The organism is Mariniphaga anaerophila (genome assembly GCF_900129025.1).
GTDB classification, from domain to species: Bacteria; Bacteroidota; Bacteroidia; order Bacteroidales; family Prolixibacteraceae; genus Mariniphaga; species Mariniphaga anaerophila.
Map to the genome: position 1 here is coordinate 55,227 of NZ_FQUM01000014.1, position 23,312 is coordinate 78,538.

Annotated in this window: 13 protein-coding genes; 9 read left to right on the forward strand and 4 right to left on the reverse strand. The window is 40.6% G+C overall.

Annotation, left to right across the window (positions count from 1 at the left end; translation table 11 throughout):
• Window positions 1-10: 10 nt before the first annotated feature.
• The 3 genes from BUB08_RS18480 to topA form a co-directional block, all read right to left on the reverse strand.
• On the reverse strand, window positions 11-961 hold the full coding sequence (locus BUB08_RS18480) for a PorP/SprF family type IX secretion system membrane protein (RefSeq protein WP_073003400.1): 951 nt from the start codon (window positions 959-961) through the stop codon (window positions 11-13).
• Window positions 962-1,078: 117 nt separating this feature from the next.
• The gene (locus BUB08_RS18485) at window positions 1,079-2,215 is read right to left on the reverse strand and encodes an arginase family protein (protein ID WP_073003401.1); all 1,137 of its coding nucleotides are present in this window, start codon (window positions 2,213-2,215) and stop codon (window positions 1,079-1,081) included.
• 148 nt (window positions 2,216-2,363) lie between these two features.
• Window positions 2,364-4,715 carry a type I DNA topoisomerase gene (topA, locus tag BUB08_RS18490; protein ID WP_073003420.1) on the reverse strand — a complete coding sequence of 784 codons (2,352 nt, stop codon included), beginning with the start codon at window positions 4,713-4,715 and terminating at the stop codon, window positions 2,364-2,366.
• A 210-nt stretch (window positions 4,716-4,925) separates the two neighbouring features.
• Here topA and BUB08_RS18495 point away from each other — a divergent pair, with 210 nt between their 5' ends.
• The 7 genes from BUB08_RS18495 (at window position 4,926) to BUB08_RS18525 (ending at window position 20,065) form a co-directional block, all read left to right on the forward strand.
• On the forward strand, window positions 4,926-7,277 hold the full coding sequence (locus tag BUB08_RS18495; protein ID WP_073003421.1) for a penicillin-binding protein 1A: 2,352 nt from the start codon (window positions 4,926-4,928) through the stop codon (window positions 7,275-7,277).
• Between the two features lie 251 nt (window positions 7,278-7,528).
• A complete protein-coding gene (locus BUB08_RS18500) occupies window positions 7,529-8,116 on the forward strand; it encodes an RNA polymerase sigma factor (protein WP_083570865.1) in 588 nt (195 codons plus the stop codon).
• 142 nt (window positions 8,117-8,258) lie between these two features.
• Window positions 8,259-9,332, forward strand: coding sequence for a FecR family protein (locus BUB08_RS18505; RefSeq protein ID WP_073003403.1), 1,074 nt, complete (start codon window positions 8,259-8,261; stop codon window positions 9,330-9,332).
• 154 nt (window positions 9,333-9,486) lie between these two features.
• Window positions 9,487-12,909: a TonB-dependent receptor gene (locus BUB08_RS18510; RefSeq protein ID WP_073003404.1), complete on the forward strand. Its 3,423-nt coding sequence runs from the start codon at window positions 9,487-9,489 to the stop codon at window positions 12,907-12,909.
• 11 nt (window positions 12,910-12,920) lie between these two features.
• Entirely contained in the window at window positions 12,921-14,414 is a 1,494-nt protein-coding gene (locus BUB08_RS18515) for a RagB/SusD family nutrient uptake outer membrane protein (protein ID WP_073003405.1), read from the forward strand.
• Window positions 14,415-14,542: 128 nt separating this feature from the next.
• Window positions 14,543-16,837, forward strand: coding sequence for an alpha-L-rhamnosidase-related protein (locus tag BUB08_RS18520; protein ID WP_073003406.1), 2,295 nt, complete (start codon window positions 14,543-14,545; stop codon window positions 16,835-16,837).
• 99 nt (window positions 16,838-16,936) lie between these two features.
• Entirely contained in the window at window positions 16,937-20,065 is a 3,129-nt protein-coding gene (locus BUB08_RS18525) for a glycosyl hydrolase (protein ID WP_073003407.1), read from the forward strand.
• A gap of 254 nt (window positions 20,066-20,319) precedes the next feature.
• Here BUB08_RS18525 and BUB08_RS18530 read toward each other — a convergent pair whose 3' ends face one another.
• Window positions 20,320-21,063 (reverse strand): hypothetical protein, encoded by a 744-nt coding sequence (locus BUB08_RS18530; RefSeq protein WP_073003408.1) that lies wholly within the window; start codon window positions 21,061-21,063, stop codon window positions 20,320-20,322.
• A 391-nt stretch (window positions 21,064-21,454) separates the two neighbouring features.
• Here BUB08_RS18530 and BUB08_RS18540 point away from each other — a divergent pair, with 391 nt between their 5' ends.
• Together BUB08_RS18540 and BUB08_RS18545 are read left to right on the forward strand one after the other, a co-directional pair.
• Entirely contained in the window at window positions 21,455-21,757 is a 303-nt protein-coding gene (locus tag BUB08_RS18540; RefSeq protein ID WP_073003410.1) for a hypothetical protein, read from the forward strand.
• 95 nt (window positions 21,758-21,852) lie between these two features.
• Complete coding sequence (locus tag BUB08_RS18545) at window positions 21,853-23,070, forward strand: ATP-binding protein (protein WP_073003411.1); 1,218 nt, start codon at window positions 21,853-21,855, stop codon at window positions 23,068-23,070.
• The last annotated feature ends 242 nt before the right edge of the window (window positions 23,071-23,312 follow it).

Consider the following 23,312-nt stretch of genomic DNA (forward strand, 5'->3'; position numbering starts at 1 on the left):
ATGGCTTTCTTTATAAAAATCGAATACTTTTATATTTCTGGTTACGGTTTCGTTCCAAATTAATAGAATAACCTATAAATATTTCGTGCGACGCAAATCCGTAATAACCAATGGCTGAAGTGACCAAATCAAAAGAGTACCCTACTTTTAATCCATTGGCCAGTTCCAACCCCATTAAAAGGGCAACTGCATCGTCAACTCTGTAAGACAACCCACCCCAAAACCTGTCGTCGTATACAATATTTGCATTCATATCCAACTGCCACGAGGCTGCATCGGTTTTAAATAAAAACGACGGGCGCAACTCAAATAACGGATCGCTAAGTTTTATATTGTATCCACCCGACAAATAATAGTGCCTCGTTAAATAGGAACGGGCGGTTTCGTCGTATTCAATGGTTGCCTGGTTAATATGTGTTACCGATACTCCCAGGTAATATCTGTTGGATGAGAGATATAATCCGCTGCCGACATCGAACACTGCCTGGCTGGATTCTCCCTGCGGAATTCCCGTATCGGAGTTGGGAGGTGTGTAAATACCATAACTGTCCTCAGGAATTTTCCACTCGCCGTTTATACTCTGGCTGTAAACTCCAAAAGACACCCCAATACCCAGTTTTCCAAAGCCGAGATCGGCCCTGTAGGCATAATTGGCATTTATCAATATGTTTTTTGCAAAACCCAACTGATCTCTAACGAAATTTAGTCCAACCCCTCCAGGGGCACCAAAAGTATTGATTGCTGCATCAGCACTAAAAACAAGTGTTTTAGGAGCACCTGGCATTCCTTCCCATTGATAACGGTTCAATATTAGTCCATTTATGGCATTTTCAGCACCGGCATATCCCGGATTTACCCCCAACTTATAATGCATGTTGTTTGTAAACTGTGGATCTATCTGGCCCCAAGCCACCAATTTTATTATTAACAGCAAATATAAAAAAGAAAAAATTTTTTTCATACTCCTTTTTGGATGCGGCGTAAATAAATTTTTCAACGCAGGATAAAGAAATAAAAAATTGTTGTTTGTAACAAACTTCTGGTATCCTGGTATGCAAAGAACGCTGTCATTTTTGTATTATTTTGATAAACTATCCATTTTTTGAATGAATGCGAGCCACCTGCCGGGTATTTCGTTCTCTGCAGCCTCTCTGTAGTCGTATTCGGTGCAGGCAATTTCGAGCTTTTCGCCCGAGATGGATCGCACTTCAAACCACCAGCGATCGGTCTCTTGTTCGTGCCTGAAAACGATGGGGTACTCCAACCCTTCAATTTCCACTTTGTAAACAGTGCGCTCGCTGGGTGTTTTTCTTCCTGAAATTCCTTCGAGAAAATACCAGACGATTTCTGCTGCAAGTTTGGTGGTTATTTCGCTTTCGGTGCTTTTATCTTTGATGACATTGAACAGCCCAAATGCATTTAAGTTTGTGCTCAGCCCTGCGTACCTGGCCAGTTGACAGGCTTCGGCACCATACAGACCGTTGGGATTTTTCTGAGTTGTTGACGGTGCTTCGGAATATTTTATTGCACCCACATCAAACGATAACACGTTTGAATTTCTGAGCAGTAATTCGGCATAAGAAAAATCGTCGCGTAGCTGCCCGAGCCGAACATATTCTCCAAAATTTTTAGCCTGACCAATCAGCTTTTCGCCAGCCAGATGGGTCTGGTACCCGATGAGGCTGAAATGAAACAGGTTGGGAAGTCGCTTAAAAATGCGGGTCAGGTAGTTGGTCGAATTGAACGGTTCAACTCCTTTTTTTATGTCGAATGTGGAATCAACAGTAGCCAATGAAAAAAAACGATCATTAATAAAAGCATCACAAATGCCTGTGGTTAAATCCTGGCTGCCGCCCAAAACGACTGTGGCAACATTTAACTCTCTGAGATAATCAATAACATCCCTCAGTGCCAGCATTGTTCCTTTGGGGCTTTTGGCAGATTTCAGGTTTCCGAAATCGGCGATTTTCAGGTTTTTGTTTAAAGCCGCCAGTTGATACAATGCGCTCCTGATGCTGTCGGTGGCAGCATTTCTTTTGCGCTCTCCGTTTTCAACCGGCACTCCTATAATGGCAACATCGAGTCCGGCAGGGTTTAACTGCGCATATTTTGCATTGCTTTTTTCTATTGCCGGCCCCAACGCAAATTTGCCCAGCGGGCCTGTGGCTGCATATCGTGAAAAATCAACCGGTTCGAAATAGTCGTGCAATTTCATTCGTTTAACGTTGTTTATTGATTACGGGAACTCTTGCAACTCAATTTCTAATCTGACTGCTGGCGTATTTTTGCCAAACGCGTTTCAAGCGAAATAAAGTTTCTGCAAAAATAAAGGCAAATGGTGAATCATCTGCCTTTACTCCTGCTTATTTCTTTTTTCTTGTTCTTCTGCCCTTGGGTTCAGGCGCCTCCTCAATAATTTTTCTGCAATCTTCCAACGTAAGCTCTTCCGCATTTACTTTTTTTGGAATTTTGTAATTCTTTTTCTGAAAGGAGATGTATGGTCCCCATCTTCCGTTTAGAACCCGCAGTTCCGGTTCTTCATCAAATACTTTGATTACGGCTTTCCTGTCTTTTTCGCGTTTTGCCTCAATCAGTTCAACGGCTTTATCCAGTTCTACGGTAAACGGGTCATTTTCTTTTCCCAACGAAACAAATTTGTTGTCGTGCCTTATGTAGGGGCCAAACCGGCCGATGCTTACCGTTACTTTTTTATTCTCGTATTCTCCAAGGTCGCGCGGCAGTTTGAACAGATCAAGCGTTTCTTCCAGCGTAATGGTTTCGAGATGCTGGCCGGTGCGCAAACTTGCAAACTGTGGTTTTTCGCTATCTTCTTCGGTCGATGCTTCACCCAGTTGGGCTACCGGTCCGAACCGTCCGATTTTTACTGAAACCTGTTTTCCTGTTTTCGGGTCTGTTCCTAAAATCCGTTCTCCTTTGGAGCGTTCGGAGTTTTTAAGTACATCTTCTACCTGGCCGTGGAAAGGCTTATAGAATTTGTCGATCATCTCATTCCAAACTTTTTGTCCTTCAGCAATGTCGTCAAATTCTTTTTCGACGTTGGCTGTAAAGTTGAAATCCATGATTTGCTCGAAATTTTCTACCAGAAAATCGTTAACCACCATGCCGATGTCGGTCGGGAAAAGTTTCGATTTTTCAGCGCCGGTGATTTCTGTATTTGTTGCTTCAGAAATGTTCCCGTTTTTTAAGGTAATAATGTCGAATTTCCTTTCAACTCCCGGGCGATCTTCTTTTTCAACATAATTACGGTTCTGAATGGTAGTAATGGTTGGTGCATAAGTAGACGGCCTTCCAATACCAAGCTCTTCCAGTTTTTTTACCAGCGATGCTTCTGTAAAACGCGGCGGGCGTTGAGAGAAGCGTTGGGTGGCAACCACCGAAGACATGCTGAGTACATCATTCGCTTTGAGTGGAGGAATAATATCCTGCCCTCCGTTTCCGTGCCCGTGTCCATGTCCGTTTTCGTCATCGGTCGATTCCATGTAAACTTTCAGAAATCCGTCGAAAACAATTACTTCGCCGGTTGCTGTGAAAACCTCGGGTGCTGTTGATACCGAAATAGTAACGTTGGTGCGTTCCAGTTTGGCATCTGCCATTTGTGAGGCCATGGTTCGTTTCCAAATCAATTCGTACAGTCGTTGTTCCTGTGCCGAGCCTCCAACGGTTTCGTTTTCCATATAGGTCGGACGAATGGCTTCGTGCGCTTCCTGTGCGCCTTTCGATTTGGTATGGTATCTTCTTACTTTAACATATTCTTCGCCATGCAACTCCGTAATTTTCTGTTTCGCCGTATTAATAGCGAGGTTGGAAAGGTTTACCGAGTCGGTACGCATGTAGGTGATTTTACCGGCTTCGTACAAGCGCTGGGCAACTGCCATGGTTTGCGAAACTGAAAAACTCAGTTTTCGGCTTGCCTCCTGTTGCAGGGTAGAAGTGGTAAACGGCTGGGCGGGCGAACGCTTAGCCGGCTTTTTTGTTACATTGGCAATTGTAAATTCTGCTGACTGGCATTTTTCGAGAAAAGCGTAGGCTTCTTCTTTTGTCGGAAAACGTTTGCTAAGTTCAGCTTTTAATTCGGCAGGGTTTCCGTTTTCATCCTTTGCCAGAAAGATTCCGTTTACGCGGTACCATGTCTCGCTTTTAAAGTTGATGATTTCCCTTTCGCGTTCAACAATCAGTCGCACTGCAACAGACTGGACCCTTCCGGCCGAGAGGGCGGGTTTTACTTTTTTCCACAGCACCGGCGACACCTGGAATCCTACAATTCGGTCGAGCACTCTTCGTGCCTGTTGTGCATTTACCAGGTTTTCGTCAATAGTGCGCGGGTTTTCAATGGCACGCTGGATGGCTTCTTTGGTAATTTCATGAAAAACAATCCGTTTTGTTCTCTCCGGGTCGAGTTTCAGTACTTCCTTTAAATGCCATGCAATGGCTTCTCCTTCGCGGTCCTCATCGGATGCTAGCCATACGGTCTGAGCACCTTTCGCAAGTTTCTTTAATTCAGCTACAATCTTTTTCTTGTCGGGGGATATTACATATTTAGGTTGGTATTTTTTCTCCAAATCAATCCCAAAATCTTTCTTCTGCAAATCGCGGATGTGCCCCATACATGAGGTTACCGTGTATCCTTTTCCCAAAAAATTTTCGATGGTTTTTGCTTTTGCCGGTGACTCAACTATTACAAGGTTTTCCTGCATATGTTCCAATTCCTTTTTTAAAAATTTCTGCAAATTAAAGAAAATGAAACGCTAAGTTCAAAATTTAATTCGCTTATTTTAAATCTATTTTATTGAAAATGATGTAATTATTTTATTTATAATAAAATATTGTACCCTCAGGCAACGTTAAATTAATTGCTTCCACCGCGGAAACATATATCTTTGTCGCATTAATAAATCATGATTTTCATGGCCAAAGAAGAGAAGAAAAGCTGGAAAAAATACATTATCGGGTTTTGGGTATTGTTTGCTCTCGGCATTGCCAGTGTGGCATTGTTGTTTGTAATGATTGCCAAAGGAAACCTTGGTTTTATGCCCACATTTGAAGAGCTGGAGAACCCGCCCAATATACTTGCTTCTGAAATTTTTTCGGAGGACGGAAAAATTCTGGATAAATATTTTATTCATGAAAACCGCACATTTGTTAATTACGAAAACCTTCCGCCACATTTAATCGAAGCGTTGATAGCCACAGAAGATGTGCGTTTTTTTAAGCACTCGGGGATCGATCTTCGGGGGTTGGTTCGTGTTTTCAAAGGAATTGTTACCGGCGATACCAGTTCCGGAGGAGGAAGTACGATTAGTCAGCAGCTGGCCAAAATGCTTTTTCCCAGGGAAGATTTGTCGGGCCCCATGGAACTTGTGTTGCGCAAGTTTAAAGAGTGGGTGATTGCCGTTAAACTAGAGCGGAGTTACACCAAGGAAGAAATTCTGCTGATGTATTTGAATAAGTATGACTTCCTGAATCTGGCAGTTGGTATAAAGTCGGCCGCCCAGGTTTATTTCAGTGTACCGCCCGATTCGCTTCAGTTGCATCAGTCAGCTATGCTTGTGGGAATGGCAAAAAACTCGTCTTTGTACAATCCGGTCAGGCGTCCCGAAATGGTGATAACGCGCCGTAATGTTGTACTGAACCAGATGGCAAAATACGGGTACATCACAAAGGCAGAAAGAGATTCGGTAAAACAACTGCCTCTGGATTTGAACTTTCAAAAGGTGGATTACAAAAGCGGCCCGGCTCCTTATTTCAGAGAGTACCTTAGGCTGGCACTAACCGCGAGAAAGCCCGACAGGAAGAATTATGCATCGTGGCAAATGCAGACTTTCAAAGAGGATTCAGTAGAGTGGGAAAACAATCCGCTTTACGGCTGGTGCAACAAAAACACCAAACCTGACGGTAAAAATTACGATTTGTATAACGATGGCCTTCGCATTTTTACAACCATCGATTCTAGAATGCAACAATATGCCGTGGAATCGGTTGAATACCATTTGGGGAAAAATCTTCAGCCTGAATTTGACGGAGGAATGAAATATTTGAAGAATCCGCCGTTTGCCAACAACATGACGGCAGACGAAGTGGAAAGCCTGCTTAATCGTGAGATTCGACGAAGCGAACGATACAGGGTTCTGCACAACCAGGGAAAAAGTTTTAAAGAGATAAAAGAGAATTTTAACGAACCGGTGGACATGACCATCTTCTCTTGGAAAGGTGAAATTGATACCATCATGTCGCCGAAGGACTCTATTAAATGGTACCTGCGTTATTTCCGGTCATCGTTTATGGCCATGGAAACGCATTCGGGGAAAGTGAAAGCCTATGTTGGTGGCCCAAATTATAAATATTTTATGTACGATATGGTGAAAGGCGGGAAACGGCAGGTCGGTTCTACCGTAAAACCGTTTCTTTACACGCTGGCCATGCAAAACGGATTAACGCCTTGTACGAAAGTTCCGTATGTTAGCCAACAGTTTCAGATGCCCGACGGAACCATTTGGGAGCCTAAAGATTCGGATAAGGATGATGAAAATGACGGAAAACTGGTGACTCTGAAATGGGGGCTGGCTAATTCCAGAAATAAAATTTCGGCCTGGGTAATGAAGCAGTTTACCCCGCAGGCAGTGGTTGAGGTGATGAAACGAATGGGTATTTACAGCCCAATTGATCCGGTGCCTTCCATGTTTTTGGGCACTTCTGATATCACGCTGTACGAAATGGTGGGCGCCTTTAATACCTATGTTAATCAGGGTGTGTTTGTGAAACCATATTTTGTTTCGCGTATAGAAGACCGGTACGGAAATGTGATTGCCACATTCCAGCCCGAGCGTCATGAGGCGTTTGACGAGCAGACTGCTTACCTGATGGTGAATCTTTTGCAGGGAGTAATTGACCGGGGAACGGGGATAAGACTCCGTTTCCGGGATGGTTACGGAAAGTTTACCATGCCCATTGCAGGTAAAACCGGAACAACCCAGAACCATTCAGACGGCTGGTTCATCGGGGTAACTCCACGCTTAAGCGCAGGCGTTTGGACCGGAGCTGATTTGCGCAGTATTCATTTCAGAACCATCTCCTCGGGGCAGGGTGCGAATATGGCATTGCCTATCTGGGGATATTTTTACAAAAAAGTATTGGCCGACCCGTCGTTGGGGTACACAGAAGATATGCAATTCAAGCGGCCTGACAGTTTCAACATTAATCTTGATTGTGAGGGGGAAGAAGAGAAGAATACTCCATCCGACTTTAATGATTTCTTTTAGTAGAAGATTGTGACGAAAAACGGGGGCTCAACGAATTTTTCGTGTGCGCCCGCAGTTTATTTTTGATTCTGTTTAAAATAATATTTTTTTTTGAACTGCTTAATTTATAGGTAAAAGAGGTGCATATAAAATCAATTCTGGAGGGAATACTCAAAAAACTTTCAGGGGAGTTTGTGATGGGGCTCCAAAAATCTATACTTTTACCTGAAACAAAAAAGTACTAATTTTGCCGCTTACTCAAACGAATTACTTTGAAGGTCGCCAAAACTAATAAAGAACTACTCCTGCTAATCCGTGAAGATGATATGGTGGCGTTTTATCAGCTTTATGAACGTTACAGCAGGCGATTGTACGGTTTTGTTTTAAGGTATATAAAACAGGAGGCAGATGCTGAGGAGATAGTTCAGGAAGTTTTCGTTAAAATTTGGGAAGCACGAAACAAGATCGATGTCTATTCTTCCTTCGAATCATTTTTGTTTACTATCGCTTATAATACAACAATCAGTTTGTTCCGAAAAAGAGCAACTGAGAAAAAATACCTGGAGCATTTAAAAATGTTGCAACAAGCAGGAGCCTCTCCAGACTTGAACGACGAAGTTCAGTTTAATGAACTTAACGGACAGGTACAGTCACTGTTGAATGAACTGACCCCCCGCCAAAAAGAGATTTTTTTGTTAAGTCGCGACGAAGGATTAACACACGAAGAAATTGCCAAGAAACTCAACATCTCTGCTCTTACCGTAAAAAAGCACGTGGCCAATTCCCTTGCGTTTCTGAAATCACGGATGGATAGTAGTTTGATGTACAGTTTGTTATTTGCCTATTTGTTTCTTTCGTAAAAAAAATGGACTTTGCCTACTCCCTGAATGCCGGTTGCGCGTATTACCTTAAGGAAACAGCAAAAAGAGGAAGTTATTTTATAGTTTAGTTCGACCCATTTATGCCTCCCTTTGTTTTCGGGAGGCATTTATTGAAGCAAAAATGACAAAAGATAAACTAATACGATTTTTAAACAACCGGTGCACCGAAGAAGAGTTACAGGAAGTCATCAGGTGGGCTAATACAGAGGTTTTTAGCGCTGAAAGCAAAGGCTGGGTTTTGTCCGACTGGAATACATATCGGGAAGAACGAAATATTGAAGACGACGAAAAATTCGGTTCTGTTTTCGATAAAATTCAGAAAAAAATAGCTGTGGAAAATATTAAGCGGCAAAAGCAAAAAGGCCGGAAGCAGATGCTTGTTTCCTGGTTAACCAGGGCTGCGGCCATTTTGTTGTTGCCGGTAATGGCCTTTTTGTTTTACACCCTTTCGGAAATTGCTGAGATACGAGCCGGTGCATCTCAGTCGGCCAGTGCATTTCTTTCTGTTGATTCGCTGGAAATTATTGCCCCAATCGGCTCGCGAGCAGTAGTGCAGTTGTCAGACGGCTCAGTGGTGCATTTAAATTACGGTAGCCGGTTGAAGTATCCTCAAACATTTACCGGTAATACCCGGGAGGTAGTGCTGGACGGCGAAGGATATTTTGATGTGGCGCACAATCCGGAGAAACCCTTTATTGTGAAGGCGGGAGAGCTAAACGTAAAAGCCTTGGGAACTGCTTTTAATGTATCAGTCTACTCCGATAGCAATGCAATAGAAACGACGTTGGTTAATGGGAAAGTGGTTTTGGAAAGAAATGGTTCAGAACAGAGTTCCAAAGTAATTGGATGCATGATTCCCGGGCAGCATGTCAGTTACAACGTCAAAACGGGAATAATGTTAAGCTCTAAAGGCAGTGTGGAAAAATATATTGCCTGGAAAGATGGCAAGTTGATTTTTGATGAAACTGCAATTGCAGATGTCGCAGAAAAATTGGGACGTATGTTTAATGTGGATATTGAAGTAGAGGATGACATAAAAGATTATACTTACACCGTTACGTTTGAAGATGAACCTCTTTTTCAGATTCTAGATCTGATGACCGTGGCAACACCGGTAAAATATAATGCAATGGCGCGAACGAAATTGCCGGACGGGACTTTTTCAAAACAAAAAATTGTACTTAGAAGAAAATGAAGCAATAAAACTAATTTTACTACTAAAAAAAGATTTTGCCTATGAAGAACACCCTCCGTTAAGAACACCGGGGAAATGCGCTAACATTTCCCCGGAGAATAAAAATAATCAACCCTACAGTAATAGGGTATTTTAAACTAAACAATACAAAAATATGAAAAAAATTGGTGAACTGTTTGGGAATGTGAAAATTCCCAGACTAAGAAAGCTATTTAGACTTATGAAACTAACAGTGCTATTTCTTTTAATTTCTGTGGGATGTGTTTTTGCCAATAAATCGTATTCGCAGAACAAAACATTAACCCTCCACATGGAAAATACTACAGTGAAAGATGTACTTTCCGAAATTGAGGGACAAAGTGAATTCCGAATTATGTACAGTGGAAAGTTTATTGATGTAGAGCGAAAAGTGTCGGTGAATATGGAAGCTCAAAAGATTGAACAGGTTTTGAGTTCTTTGTTCGCAGGAACTGATGTCAGCTATACCGTAAAAGACCGTTTTATTGTTTTGGTTACACCCGAGTTGTTGGAAGAGGGTACGTTTGGCGTTTTTCAGGAACGTTCAGTATCAGGGAAGGTGACAGATACAGGTGGTCAACCTCTTCCTGGGGTGACAGTTGTGGTGAAAGGTACTACACAGGGAACCGTGACCAACGCTGATGGAGATTATACCCTTTCTCGCATTCCGGAAGACGCTGTATTAGTGTTTTCGTTTGTAGGAATGAGAACGCAGGAGGTGGTGGTTGGAGACCAAACATTAATCAATGTATCCATGGAAGAAGAAACGATTGGATTGGAAGAAGTGGTAGCAGTGGGCTATGGAACAATTAAAAGGAATAAAGTTACGACCCCGATTAGCTCTGTAGATACAGAAAGAATAAAAACTCAAAAAACAAATTCACTTGACCGCTCGTTGGAGGGACAAATCGCTGGGCTAAGCGTGAAGCAAACTACTGGATCTCCGGGAGGAGGTTCGGTAATGTCCATTAGAGGAGCAAGCTCAATTGGAGCAAGCAGTCAACCTTTAGTGGTTATAGATGGGATACCTGTTCAAGGAGGTTTTGGAAAAGAGCAGTCGGCATTAACGCTTTTAAATCAGGCTGATATTAAATCAATAGATGTGCTTAAAGGCGTGTCAGCAACAGCTATTTATGGTTCAAGGGGGGCAAATGGAGTTATTCTTGTTACAACAGAAAGTGCAGCCGAAGGAAAAACTGAATTTGCCTTCTCCGCAAGTGCGGGGATTGACAGAATGATGGGACGTGAAAAGCTTGATCTTATGAATGCAGAGGAGTTTTCTCAATGGAGAATTGAGAATGTTCAAGAGTATGAAGATTTTTATGGAGTACCCTATTTTAATGATCCAGATGAAGAAAAGTTGTTTTATGACATATACAATAATCCAGGAGAAAGCACCGATTGGTACGATGTAATGACACGTGTTGCCGCTAAACAGGAATATAATATGAATGTTACTCATGCAATGAAAAGCTTTTCAGGATTTTTTTCATTGGGGTATCTAGACCATCAGGGGATTATAAACGAAACCGGTTTTGAACGGATTTCTATGCGAGCTAATATGGCATATGAGCCGAATAACGCAATAAAAGTGGGACTTAATATTAACCCCACCATTAGAACTTGGGATGGAGAAATTGGAGGTGATAGAGGAAGTATCTATGGTAGTGCTTTTATGTCAACTCCTCTTGACGGACCATACATTGACAATGGCCCATGGGAAAGAGATAATTCAAATTATTACGATGGAGAGTATGATCTTGATATCTGGTCTCCTGGAACATTTAGCAATGTCAATGCTCTTCATGCAGTTGAGAATACCATAAATACAACACGAAATATTAACCTGTTTTTTCAACCTTCTCTTCAAATTACTCCAATTCATGGTTTAGTTTTACTTACCAGGTACAATGGACGGATAGAGAATCAAAATAAAGAGTACTTCAGGCCTTCCACCGTAAGTTCAGTTTACAATCCTCCACCACAAGCAGCAAGTGGCTACCATCAAACAAATAACCATCGTAGTTGGCAGTGGGAGAATATTGTTTCTTATGATTTTATACTCAAAGATCACTCCATTTCTGCGATGGGAGGTTATACAATGGAGAGATACAATGATTATTCGGTCAGGCTGAACGGTTCTCAGTATCCTAACAATGCTGTACATACAATCAATGCTGCAACCGAGCAGTCGGGAAGTAGTAGTACGTCGCAATGGTCAATGATGTCATATTTATTGCGTCTGAATTATGATTATCAGGCAAAATACCTTTTCACTGCATCATTAAGAAGGGATGGATGTTCCAGGTTTGGAGAAGAAAATCGATGGGGGTATTTCCCTTCCATCTCTTTAGGATGGAATATATCTAAAGAAAGTTTTTTCCCTGAATCAAGCTGGATTACCAACCTGAAAATAAGAGGTGACTACGGAACAAGTGGTAATAATGCCATCGGTAATTATACATGGATACCTACTTTAGCTGCAAATAACTATACATTGGGAGGCCAGATTGTAAACGGCAAAAGAATATCGTCAATAGGCAATGCATCTTTGGGATGGGAGAGATCAAAAGAGTTTGATGTGGGACTTGACCTTATCCTTTTTGGAGGGAGAGTAAACTTTGCCTTTGATTACTACAATAAAATCACAAAGGACATGTTATGGGGAGTTACCTTGCCAAGATCTTCTGGCTTTAGTTCTATTCAGGATAATATTGGAGAAATAAGAAATAGGGGAGCTGAGTTTCAAATCAATTCAACAAACATAAAAAATTCCAATTTCACATGGAACATGGACTTTAATATATCTTTTAACCGGAACAAAGTTCTCAATTTAGGTAATGTTGATAGAATTTTGACAGGAGCTAGAAATTATTCCATAACTGTTCCAGGGCAACCAATGGCTATGTTTTACGGATGGGAAAGTTTGGGAATTTTAAATACATGGGATGATGTCCATAATAATGCAACTTTCCCGACATCAGTACCAGGAACACCACATTACGCCAATCATGGAGGGGGGGATATTATCGATGATAATGACAAGATTATTATTGGTAATCCTCATCCTGCTTTCACGGGAGGGTTTAATAATACTTTTAAATACAAAAATTTTGATTTAAATATTGCGATGAGTTTTGCTCATGATTTTGATGTTTGGTGTCAGTTGGAGGAAGATGTACTAAATCTGGATGGAGTGTTTAATGTATTAACAGAAGTGAAAGAAAGGTGGCGTTCTCCAGAAAAACCTGGGAATGGAAGAATAGCTGCCACGTTCCATGTTACAAATATTGACAGGTGGGAAAATTCAGACTGGGTAGCTAATACTTCATTTATAAAAGGGCAGAATATAACGTTGGGGTATTCTTTAAACAATGTCCGCTTCTGCAATGCGCTACGGTTATATATGTCAGCACAGAATGTATTTATCCTTACTAATTTCAGATATGGCAATCCTGATGCCAACTTGCAGGGTGCAAATGCGTTACAGCGTAATTTTTATAATTACGATTATCCTCTGGCAACTACAATGATGTTTGGTGTTGATATTAAGTTCTAAAATATAGTGAGATGAAAAATATAGAAAAATGTATTATATTAATACTGATAAGTATAGTATTTATGTCTTGTGAAGGTTTTCTAGATGAAATACCTATTTCTAATGAAACTACAAAATCTTTTTTTAATACTTCTGAGGATTTTGAACAGATTCTTAACTCTTCTTACAGAAGCTTGCAAGGAATTGCAGACAATAGAATAGGAACAACGGGGGCCTATTGGGCTATGTCAGAAATGCGGTCAGATAATACAACATTTCAGTATAACACAACCGACCAGTCGGGGCATCGGTTTTGGTCACTGAATAATTTTACTTTAAGTGCACAAGATGAGATAACACATAATATATGGACATCTTCTTATGATGGGATTGGAAAATGTAATAACCTCATTCAATACAGTGAAGGTGTAGAGTATGAAAACAAGGATAGATACATTGCAGAAGCGAAATTTTTAAGAGGTCTATATTATGCATATCTCGTTCGATATTTTGGAGATGTTCCTTTGGTTACAAAATCGGCAGGAGCCTACGAAGAGGCATTTGAAAACAATAAAAGGGTGCCTAAGGAGCAGGTTTATGAGCAGATATTTAAGGATTTGAATGAAGCGAAAAACGTTCTTCCTGCTACATATTCTTCCGATAATGCTGGTAGAGCAACTTCTGGTGCAGCAAGACTGCTTTTAGCTAAAGAATATATGTGGAATGGAATGTATGGAGAGGCGAAAATGGAATTGGAAGCAATTGTTAACAGTCCGGAAAATCCCTACAAATTGCTTGACTCTTATGCGGAAGTTTTTGAAGGGGGCATTCCGAACACTAAAGAGATTGTTTTTTCAGTACAATTTATTGCTGGAACATATGATTTGCATAGTACCTTCATGTACTGTTTTCTTCCCTGGAATTCGGAAACCGAGTTACTTCCTCTTGGACAGATTACAGCCAGAACAGGTATGAATATACCTACAACAGATTTAATAAACTCGTTTGAGAAAGGAGATGAAAGGTTATCAATGATTGATACATCTTATATAGATCATGGATTTGCCACATATCATGATTCTATTGTTCCATATACAAAAAAGTACCATGATGCAGGACACGCAGTTCAGACGCAAACTGGAACAAATTTTCCTCTTTTCAGGTATCCTCATGTTTTGTTGATGCTTGCTGAATGCTACGTTAGAGAAGGAGGAGGTGATGCTGACGAGCTTGTAAACGAGGTAAGAAGGCGTGCAGGATTAAGTCCTATGCAAAATGTTACGCTTGACGATATAATACATGAGAGGAGGATAGAGTTTCATTGCGAAGCAGACCGCTGGGATGTTTTAGTTAGAACAGGCCAGGCCGAGGAGGTAATGAAAGCCCATGGAGTAAGAGAAAAGGCACTAAGACCAGGAGCTGTCATTCCAGAAAATGCTTTCACAAAAATAAAACTTTTGTATCCTATCCCATCTTTTGTGCTTCAAACAGATGCGACGATGGAGCAAAACTCCGAATACAAGTGATAAGTAAAAATGTAAGAAAGGGAGGGCTTTTGCCCTCCCTTATGTATGATGCAAATTAATACACTGAAATTTTGTAAAGGTCATCTTTGGCATAGCTGACTTTCATTACGAATCAAAAGCTTCATAAAATGAAAATACAAACGGCTCTATTATTTTTAATGCTCTGTATAGGAGTTTATGCACAGGGGCATGAGTGGCAAGCTAAACGAATAACCGCTGTGGAAGGACAAAATGAATCAAATAGTTGGTTTAATTTTAGAACAGAAAAACAATTGGAAATTGTTCCTAAAAAAGCAGTGGCAAGAATTGCTTGTGATTCGAAATTCTGGCTATGGATAAATGGTAAGATGGTCGTTTTTGAAGGGCAGGTAAAGAGGGGCCCCACACCGCATGATACCTATTATGAGGAGATTGATATTGCCCCATTCCTAAAGCCTGGTGAAAACTGTTTGGCCATTCTTTTGTGGTATTTTGGTAAGGACGGTTTTTCTCATAAGAGTAGCGGAGAATCGGGGCTTGTATTTCAATGTGACGAAATAGATCTTAAAAGCGATGAAAACTGGACAGCCGAGCTAAACAAAGCATATGTCCATACGGGGCATCTCAACCCTAATTATCGTCTATCAGAATCCAATATAAAGTTTGATGCAAGAATAGGAAACTTTGAGTGGGTGTTGCCCGGTTATAAAGGAAAAATGCCGAATGCGAAAGTCATTGCAAAGGCTCAGGATGCTCCATGGAACAGGTTGATAAAGAATCCTATTCCATTATGGAAAGATTATGGTGTAAGAGAGTATGAAAATGCTGCAGATATTCCTTCGGTTGGTTCTGGTGAATGGATTGAATGCAAGCTTCCTTACAATTGTCATATAACTCCTATTCTTGATATTGATGCTCCAGAGGGAGCACTCATAAAAATGCAGACTGATAATTTTGATTATATGGGCTTAAATGTTGCTTCAGTAAGGGCTGAGTATATTACTAAGAAAGGAAGACAAGAATATGAGTCTTTAGGCTGGATGAACGGGCACGTTGTGAAATACTATATTCCAGAAGGAGTTCAAATAAAGGCTCTTAAATACCGGGAGACAGGGTTTAATACTGAATTTACTGGATATTTCAGGTGTAGTAATAAGTTTTATGAGAGACTATGGACTAAAGCTGCCCGTACACTTTATGTTACAATGAGAGATACATACATGGACTGTCCGGATAGGGAGAGAGCCCAATGGTGGGGTGATGCTGTTAATGAATTGGGAGAGGCTTTTTATGCTTTATGTCCGAACTCAGCTACGATAAGTAAAAAAGGAATAGTAGAGTTGATAAACTGGCAACGAGAAGACGGTGTTTTATATTCTCCTATCCCTGAGGGGAACTGGGATAAGGAGCTCCCCGGACAAATGCTGGCCAGTGTAGGATATTATGGTTTTTGGACATATTATATCAACACCGGAGATAGAGAAACTATAGCAGGGGTTTATGATGGGGTTCGGAGATATCTTGATGTTTGGAAGTTGAAGCCAGATGGCACACTTGTAGAGCGCTATGGAGAGTGGTACTGGGGAGATTGGGGAAGTGATATTGATAAACAACTTCTGTTTAATGCTTGGTATTATTTAGCTTTAAAGGGATATAGAAATATGTCTGAATTGCTAGGCAATCAGGATGAAGTTCGACGGGTCGGTAATGAGATGGCAGCCTTTAAGGAATCTTTTAACAAAATATTTTGGGATAGTAATGGTTATCGAACCGCAAATTATGAAGGAAAATACGATGATAGAGCACAAGCTCTTGCCGTAGTCTCTGGACTTGCTGAAAGAGATAAATGGGACAAACTTCTGGGTGTTTTTAAGACATCACATCTTGCAAGTCCATATATGGAGAAATATGTTCTTGAGGCTCTTTTTATGATGAACCAGCCTGTGTATGGCTTAGAACGTATGAAAAAGCGCTATTATAAAATGGTTGATGTATCTCCATGGTCAACTTTGTATGAAAATTTTGGAGATGGAGACGATAGGGTTGGGCACGGCACAAACAACCATGCATGGAGCGGTGGGGGATTAACCATTCTTGCTCAATATGTTTGTGGTTTAGAGCCAGTTCAGGCTGCATGGGAAACTTTCAGAGTTAAACCACAGCTTGGTACTCTTTCTTATGCTGAAACGGGAAATAAAACGATTGCAGGAGATGTGTCTGTCAGGATTGAGCAATCTAAATCCGAAATGATTATAAAGTTGAAAGTACCCTACGAGAGTAATGCAGAAGTGTATATTCCAAATAAATACAAAACAGTTAAGTTAAATAATCAGACCATTTTTGATGAGAAATTGCTAGGGGAAGGTGTAGAGTATCTCGGGAAACAAGAGAACAGTATTGTTTTTAAGGTAGGGAGTGGAGAGCATGTGTTTACCACAAATTAATGAATCTACGTAAATACATACCTTTTAAAGATTTTGCAGTCAGAAAGAGATTGTGAATCGAAGAAAATTTTATAAGAAAAACACTAAAATATTTAAGATATGAAGATTCCTTTTCAGTTACTTATAATAATGTCTATTATCACGGCATGTAGTGTAGATACTGTCAATATTCCTCAAGATGGGCGTTTTGTGGATTACTCTTCAATGATTGAGGAATTCAGAAGCCCAGGAGCAGATTATCGCTCTGCTCCTTTTTGGGTATGGAATCACGATGTATCCCAAGACGATATTAACTATAGTTTGACCGAATTTAAGAAGAATGGGATCGATGGAGTTTTTCTTCATCCTCGGTATGGAATGATTACTGAATATCTTTCTGATAATTGGTTCGAGCTGGTTGATTATACTAAAGAGCGTGCAAGGGAACTTGATATGCGGGTTTGGATTTACGATGAAAATTCATACCCTAGTGGATTCGCGGGAGGGCATGTGCCTGAGCAAATGCCTGAGTCATATAATCAAGGGATAGATCTTGTTCCGCACCGTATGGAAAAGTTAGATTTGCATGGAGATTACGAACGAATCAAATATGTTTTTAAAAACTCAAATGGAGAATGGCAAAACATAACGTCGTCGATGGCACAAGAGGACGGTCAACTGGGAGATTACGTCATTCTGGAACTTAAAAATTCTTCTTGGGGGTCAAAATGGTATGCTGGTTTCTCTTATGTGGATCTTCTGGTGAAAGGCGTCACAGAGAAGTTTATGGATATCACGATGGCTGGATATGAGAAATATTTGGGCGATGAGTTTGCGAAAACTGTTCCAGGAATATTTACGGATGAACCCAATATTGCAACTACTCATCGAAATGCAATAAGATGGACTCCCGATCTTTTTGAAGAGTTTAAAAAGAAATGGGGATATGATTTGGAGCCTTACCTGATATCTCTAATATATGAAACAGGAGAATGGAAGAAGATTAGACACAATTATCAATACGTTCTTCTTGATATGTTTATAGAACGCTGGTCTAAACCCTGGTATAATTATACGGAAGATAAAAACTTGGCATGGACAGGCCATTATTGGGAGCATGGTTGGCCCAGTCCTCATCATGGTCCTGATAATATGGCCATGTATGCTTGGCATCAGGTTCCGGCTATTGATATGTTGTTTAATACTACAGAATTGCGTCCCGATCAGTTCGGCAATAATGTAGCCGTAAAGGAGCTCTCCTCTGTTGCAAATCAATTCGACAGACACAGAGCACTTAGTGAAACCTATGGAGGTGCAGGATGGGAATTGCGTTTTGAAGACATGAAGCGGCTGGGAGATTGGGAATATACTTTGGGGGTCAACTTTCTAAATCAGCATCTTTCTCATATGTCACTGGCAGGTGACAGAAAACATGATTATCCTCAGTCGTTTATGCCTTATGTTTCATACTGGAAACTTTACAAAAAGCAAGCCGATTACTTTGCCCGCTTATCTGTGGCTTTGTCATCCGGAATACAAGAAAATAAAATACTGCTTCTGGAACCCACAACAACAGCATGGATGTATTATTCTCCATACCAGGGAATGACTAACGATCGATTTAATACATTGAAAGAAAGCTTTAGTAATCTTGTTGATTTCATAGAGTTTCAACAAGTTGAGTATGATTTGGGATGTGAGAACATTATCAGGGATAATGGGAGTGTGGAAGGAAATAGCTTTGTTGTTAATAAGAGAAGTTATGATGTGGTAATTATTCCCGATGTAATGGATAATTTTGATAGTCGCACTATGGATCTTTTGGAACAATATGCTAAGAATGGTGGCGTTGTTGTTCAGATTGGAGAGAGCGAAAAATTTGTCAATGGAATTTCTACAGATAGAGTTGCTGCTGCAACACAGCAAGATAGCTGGAATGTCGTGCCAATTATGAATAAGTCAGTTGTAGGAAAGTTTCTGAGCAATGCTTCAATTTCGATAGAATCCTCAAAAAGAGGAGAGATGTATCATCATCGAAGAAAGCTTATTGACGGAGAGATACTGTTCTTCTCAAACTTCAGCTTAGAAGAAAGCGCTAATACAATTGTTAAAGTAGAGGGTAAGTCAGTAGAAGGAATGTGTCCTCAAACCGGAGAAACTTTTCCCATCGCTTATAAGAGAGATAAGAAGAATTTGATATTTAATGTAGAGCTTGATCCTGCAGGGAGCTATATGGTTTATGTGCATAAAAAACAAACCATTCCACCCAAAGAAGAGATTCCTATCCTTCAGGTCACAAAGTTACCAGCTTCACTGAGCAGTGTTGAAGCCTTATCGCCCAATATTCTCACCGTAGATTTTGTGACATTAAAAATCGGTGAAGGAAAAGAAGAGAATATGTTTTTTGCAAAAGCCTCGGAGAGGGTCTATAAACATTACGGATTCGAAGATGGTAATCCTTGGTTTGCATCAAGTCAGTTTAAAACAGAGATACTTGACAGGCAAAGCGAGTATAAAGAGGGTGATGGTTTTGAAGTAAGTTATGCTTTCCTGATAGATAAAGATGTTGATACGTCGAATAGTCGTTTGGTGATTGAAAGATCAAACTTATACAACATTACACTAAACGGGAAAGAAATAGAAGCAAAACCTGGAGATTTTTGGCTTGATAGGGAATTGCATTTTATAGAGGCAGCAGATTTTTTGAAGGAAGGCGAAAACAGATTAAAACTAACTGTTGACAAATTTAATGTGCTTTGTGAGATAGAGCCAGTATATCTTTTAGGTAATTTTTCACTTGAGTCATTTAATGCGGGCTGGAAAGTTGTTCCGGCTAAGCCACTGAAGATTGGGAGCTGGATTGACCAAGGGGCCCCTTTCTATGGAAGAGATGTAAGGTATAAAAAAGAGATTGAAACAAATAAACAAGGAGTGTTCGAGGTTAGACTTCCGCTTTGGAATGGTACAGTTGCAGAGGTAATTGTTAATGGCAAAAGCTTTGGGATTATACAGACTCAGCCATATTCTAAAAATGTAAATTTACAAAAAGGCATGAACGAAATCTCTGTAATTGTTCATGGAAGCCTAAAGAATACTTTTGGTCCACATCATGGAATTACACGTAAAGGTATTGTAACACCATGGGACTTTAAAAGAGGGGCGGAGAGGCAACCCAAGGGAGTTGAATATGATTTTCTTGAATACGGATTAATAGAGGACTTTGTCGTCTCTAGGGTAGATGAGAGTTAAGTCAATCCTGCTTCCTTTTCTTGTTCTCCTGTAAGTTTTTTTGATTTGCTGTTGCGATTTTTCCGATTTCTGTTCCTTTTTTAGTGCCTCTGTTGATTTTTTTGTCATTTCTGCGGTATTTTTTGTTACCCTGTCCTTTTTTTCTGACTTCCAGTGGAACAGGGAAGTGTAAAATTGAGACAGGAAGGGGCGAAAAACAACTGGGCGTCCCGTATTTTTACAGGACGCCCGATGTTACGACAGGAGACACAACGTTATTCAGTTGCTTCACTATTGTCGTTACTGGTTTTCCGGTTTTGTTTTCTCCAGTATTCGCTTGAATAGCCTTTTAGCCGGTTTTTATCTTTTCGGAATACATATTTCCCGGCTTCACGTATTTCATCCACCAGTGCTTTCAGGTGGGTGTAGGCCTTGTCGCGGATGGTTTTTGAGTAGTTGGGATCGGATTTGTCGCCGTTTGCTTCGGCCAACAGATCGGCAAGTTCGTCTGCCCGGGTAGCCGCCAGATCCAGTTGCGCGAGATCGAACCCGATGGCTGTAAGCGGCGCAGGATATTCGCGTCCCAGAACGGAAATGTCGTTTAAATCCTGTATCATGTCGGCATGGCTGCTGCCTTCGGAGATAGCATTTACACGGCTCAACAGGGCATCATCTTTTCGGTAGGCAAACCGTAGCGAGGCCAGTAAATCGTCGCGGAAAGCATAGGCTTCAGGCGCTTGTTCGGCCCATTGTTTCTGTGCTTCCTGTTGCGAGCGGTAGTCTTTGTTCCAGATAGATTGTGCTTCGCGACAGGCACCCGCGCGTACGGGCAGGTCGTTAATCGTGTCGGTGGTAATCCCGACTACTGCTAATGCAGCGGCATCGTCTAAACTCCAGTAATGGAGGTTTTCCGCCTCCTGTAGAAACACGTCCACAGGGATGCCGGGTTCCCGGGTTTCCTCATCAGGAATAGCCTGAATGTCTGATAATCTGGCATTGTAATCTTCTAGATTTGACATAATTTTGTAATTTTACATTGTTAATAATGTGCCCTTTAAAGGGCGTTGTTTATCACTACCGGCAGGTTCCGTTAAAGCTTGCCGGTTTTTATTCTTCAGGGATAACTGCAATTTTTTGTCAGTTATATTTTGTTGTTCAAGGTTACTTTCATTATTGGGGGGTGACCAACCCAAATCAATTAATATTCAAGTTAGTAATTATTCTTTAAAAGAAAAAACAGGCAACGTATAGGAAAAAGGGGAAGAACTTTACCTCCTAAAAGCACCGACAACCTTTTAGAAAATGGTTTGTACTTATTTTTTGTGTCGATCTTAGGTGTCATGACAAATCAGCCGGTTCTTCGTGGTTGGTTCAACCAATCCGCACGATTGTGTTAATGTGTATTTTCGAATGGCTATCTGGTTTTTTCTTAATTTTGAAATTGTAATTTATAAACCAATTCAAATCTCTGATAAAACCGGTATGGAAGATGCGCTTTCCGGACACAGAAACGGAGTGGCAATATTAAAACTGGTTGAGCAAAAACAGATGATGATGAAAGATGCCTGGCTCACCTGCATCGGCCATAAAAGACCCAAAATGCGGGCTGGGCTTCCGTTTGATGAAGCACAACAGAAATGCGCAGCAATCAACAAACAAATAAAAGCTTTAATGGAGGGATGTATTATTACTCCGGATGCCGCTCCTAAATAGTTTTATGAACCAGCTTTGTCGTTTGACTATTACAAATAAACAAGTTTGCCTATTAGTAACAAACAAGTTATATTTATGCTCAAATTCAGATTGATATGATTAAGAAGTCAGATCTAGAAACAGTCATTCATTTGCAAAAAGAGCGTTTTTTGAAATCTACTGATGAAATTGAGCGTGAATTACTTCAGCTTTTACCATTGTCTCTTTCAAACCATGCGTTGATTATTTCAGGTGTACGCAGGTGTGGAAAAAGTACATTGATAAAACAGTTAGTGAATCAAGAGCCTTCAGATGCATTCTATATCAACTTTGATACTCCAAAACTCTATGAATTTGAAATCAATGATTTTGAGGTGCTTGACCAGATAATATATACAGCTAATCCAAAAAAATTATATTTTGATGAGATACAGGTTGTTTTGGGTTGGGAGCTGTATGTGCGCCAAAAACTCGATGAAGGCTATCAGGTGCTTGTAACCGGCTCTAATGCATCACTTTTGAGCAAAGAACTCGGAACCAAATTAACAGGTAGGCACATCACCAAAGAGCTTTTCCCTTTTTCGTATGTTGAATTCATCCGCTTCAAAAAAATTGAATCGGGGATAGATTCATTTCGATCGTATTTCCGCCTTGGTGGTTTTCCCGAATATGTAAAACATGAATCCCCGGAAATATTAACTTCTCTTTTTGACGACATTTTATTTCGCGACATTGCCGTGCGGCATGGAGTGCGTGATGTGAAATCGCTGCAGCGTCTGCTGTTGTACCTGGTTGCAAACGTTGGGAGCTTAATAACTGCAACACGGTTAGCTACTTTATTGGGGATTAAAAGTTCAGCAACTGTGCTCGACTATCTTTCCTATTTTGAGCAATCATGGATTTTGGGATTGCTGCCTAAGTTTTCATGGTCGTATCGCGCCCGTTTGGTGAATCCTCGCAAAGTTTACATCATTGATAATGGCTTAGTCAATGCTGTATCACCATCATTCTCTGAGAATAATGGGCGTAAGTTGGAAAATTGTATTTACTGGTTTTTACGACAGAAGCAGAAAGAGATTTTCTATTTCAACGAAACCGGGCACGAGTGTGATTTTGTAACATTTAAGAATAATAAGGTTGAAGAGGTTATACAGGTTTGCTATCATTTAGAACCTGAAAACCGTGCCAGAGAAGAAAATGGATTATTGGCTGCCATGGATTTTTTTAATCTGAATAATGGAACTATCATTACCATGGATCAATCGGATATTATTCAAATAGGAGAAAAGCGTATCAATGTAATTCCTGCGTATAAATTTAGTGAGGCTGTGTGATGGGACGATATTTGATCGTCGGGGGTTATTATGAGTGCCCGGCCGGGTGCTTAATAAAATTTAGCCATAACTTTCAATAGGGTTCAACTCAGACACTGTTTGGTCTGGCATGGTGGCATCACTTCGGTAAGTATGTCTGGAATTTAGGAGACTGTAAAATGAACTCTGTCCAACAGTATTAATTTTGCAAGACAGAGTAATTATGGAAAGTAAAAAATTTAAAGCGATGCGTGACAAAGCCC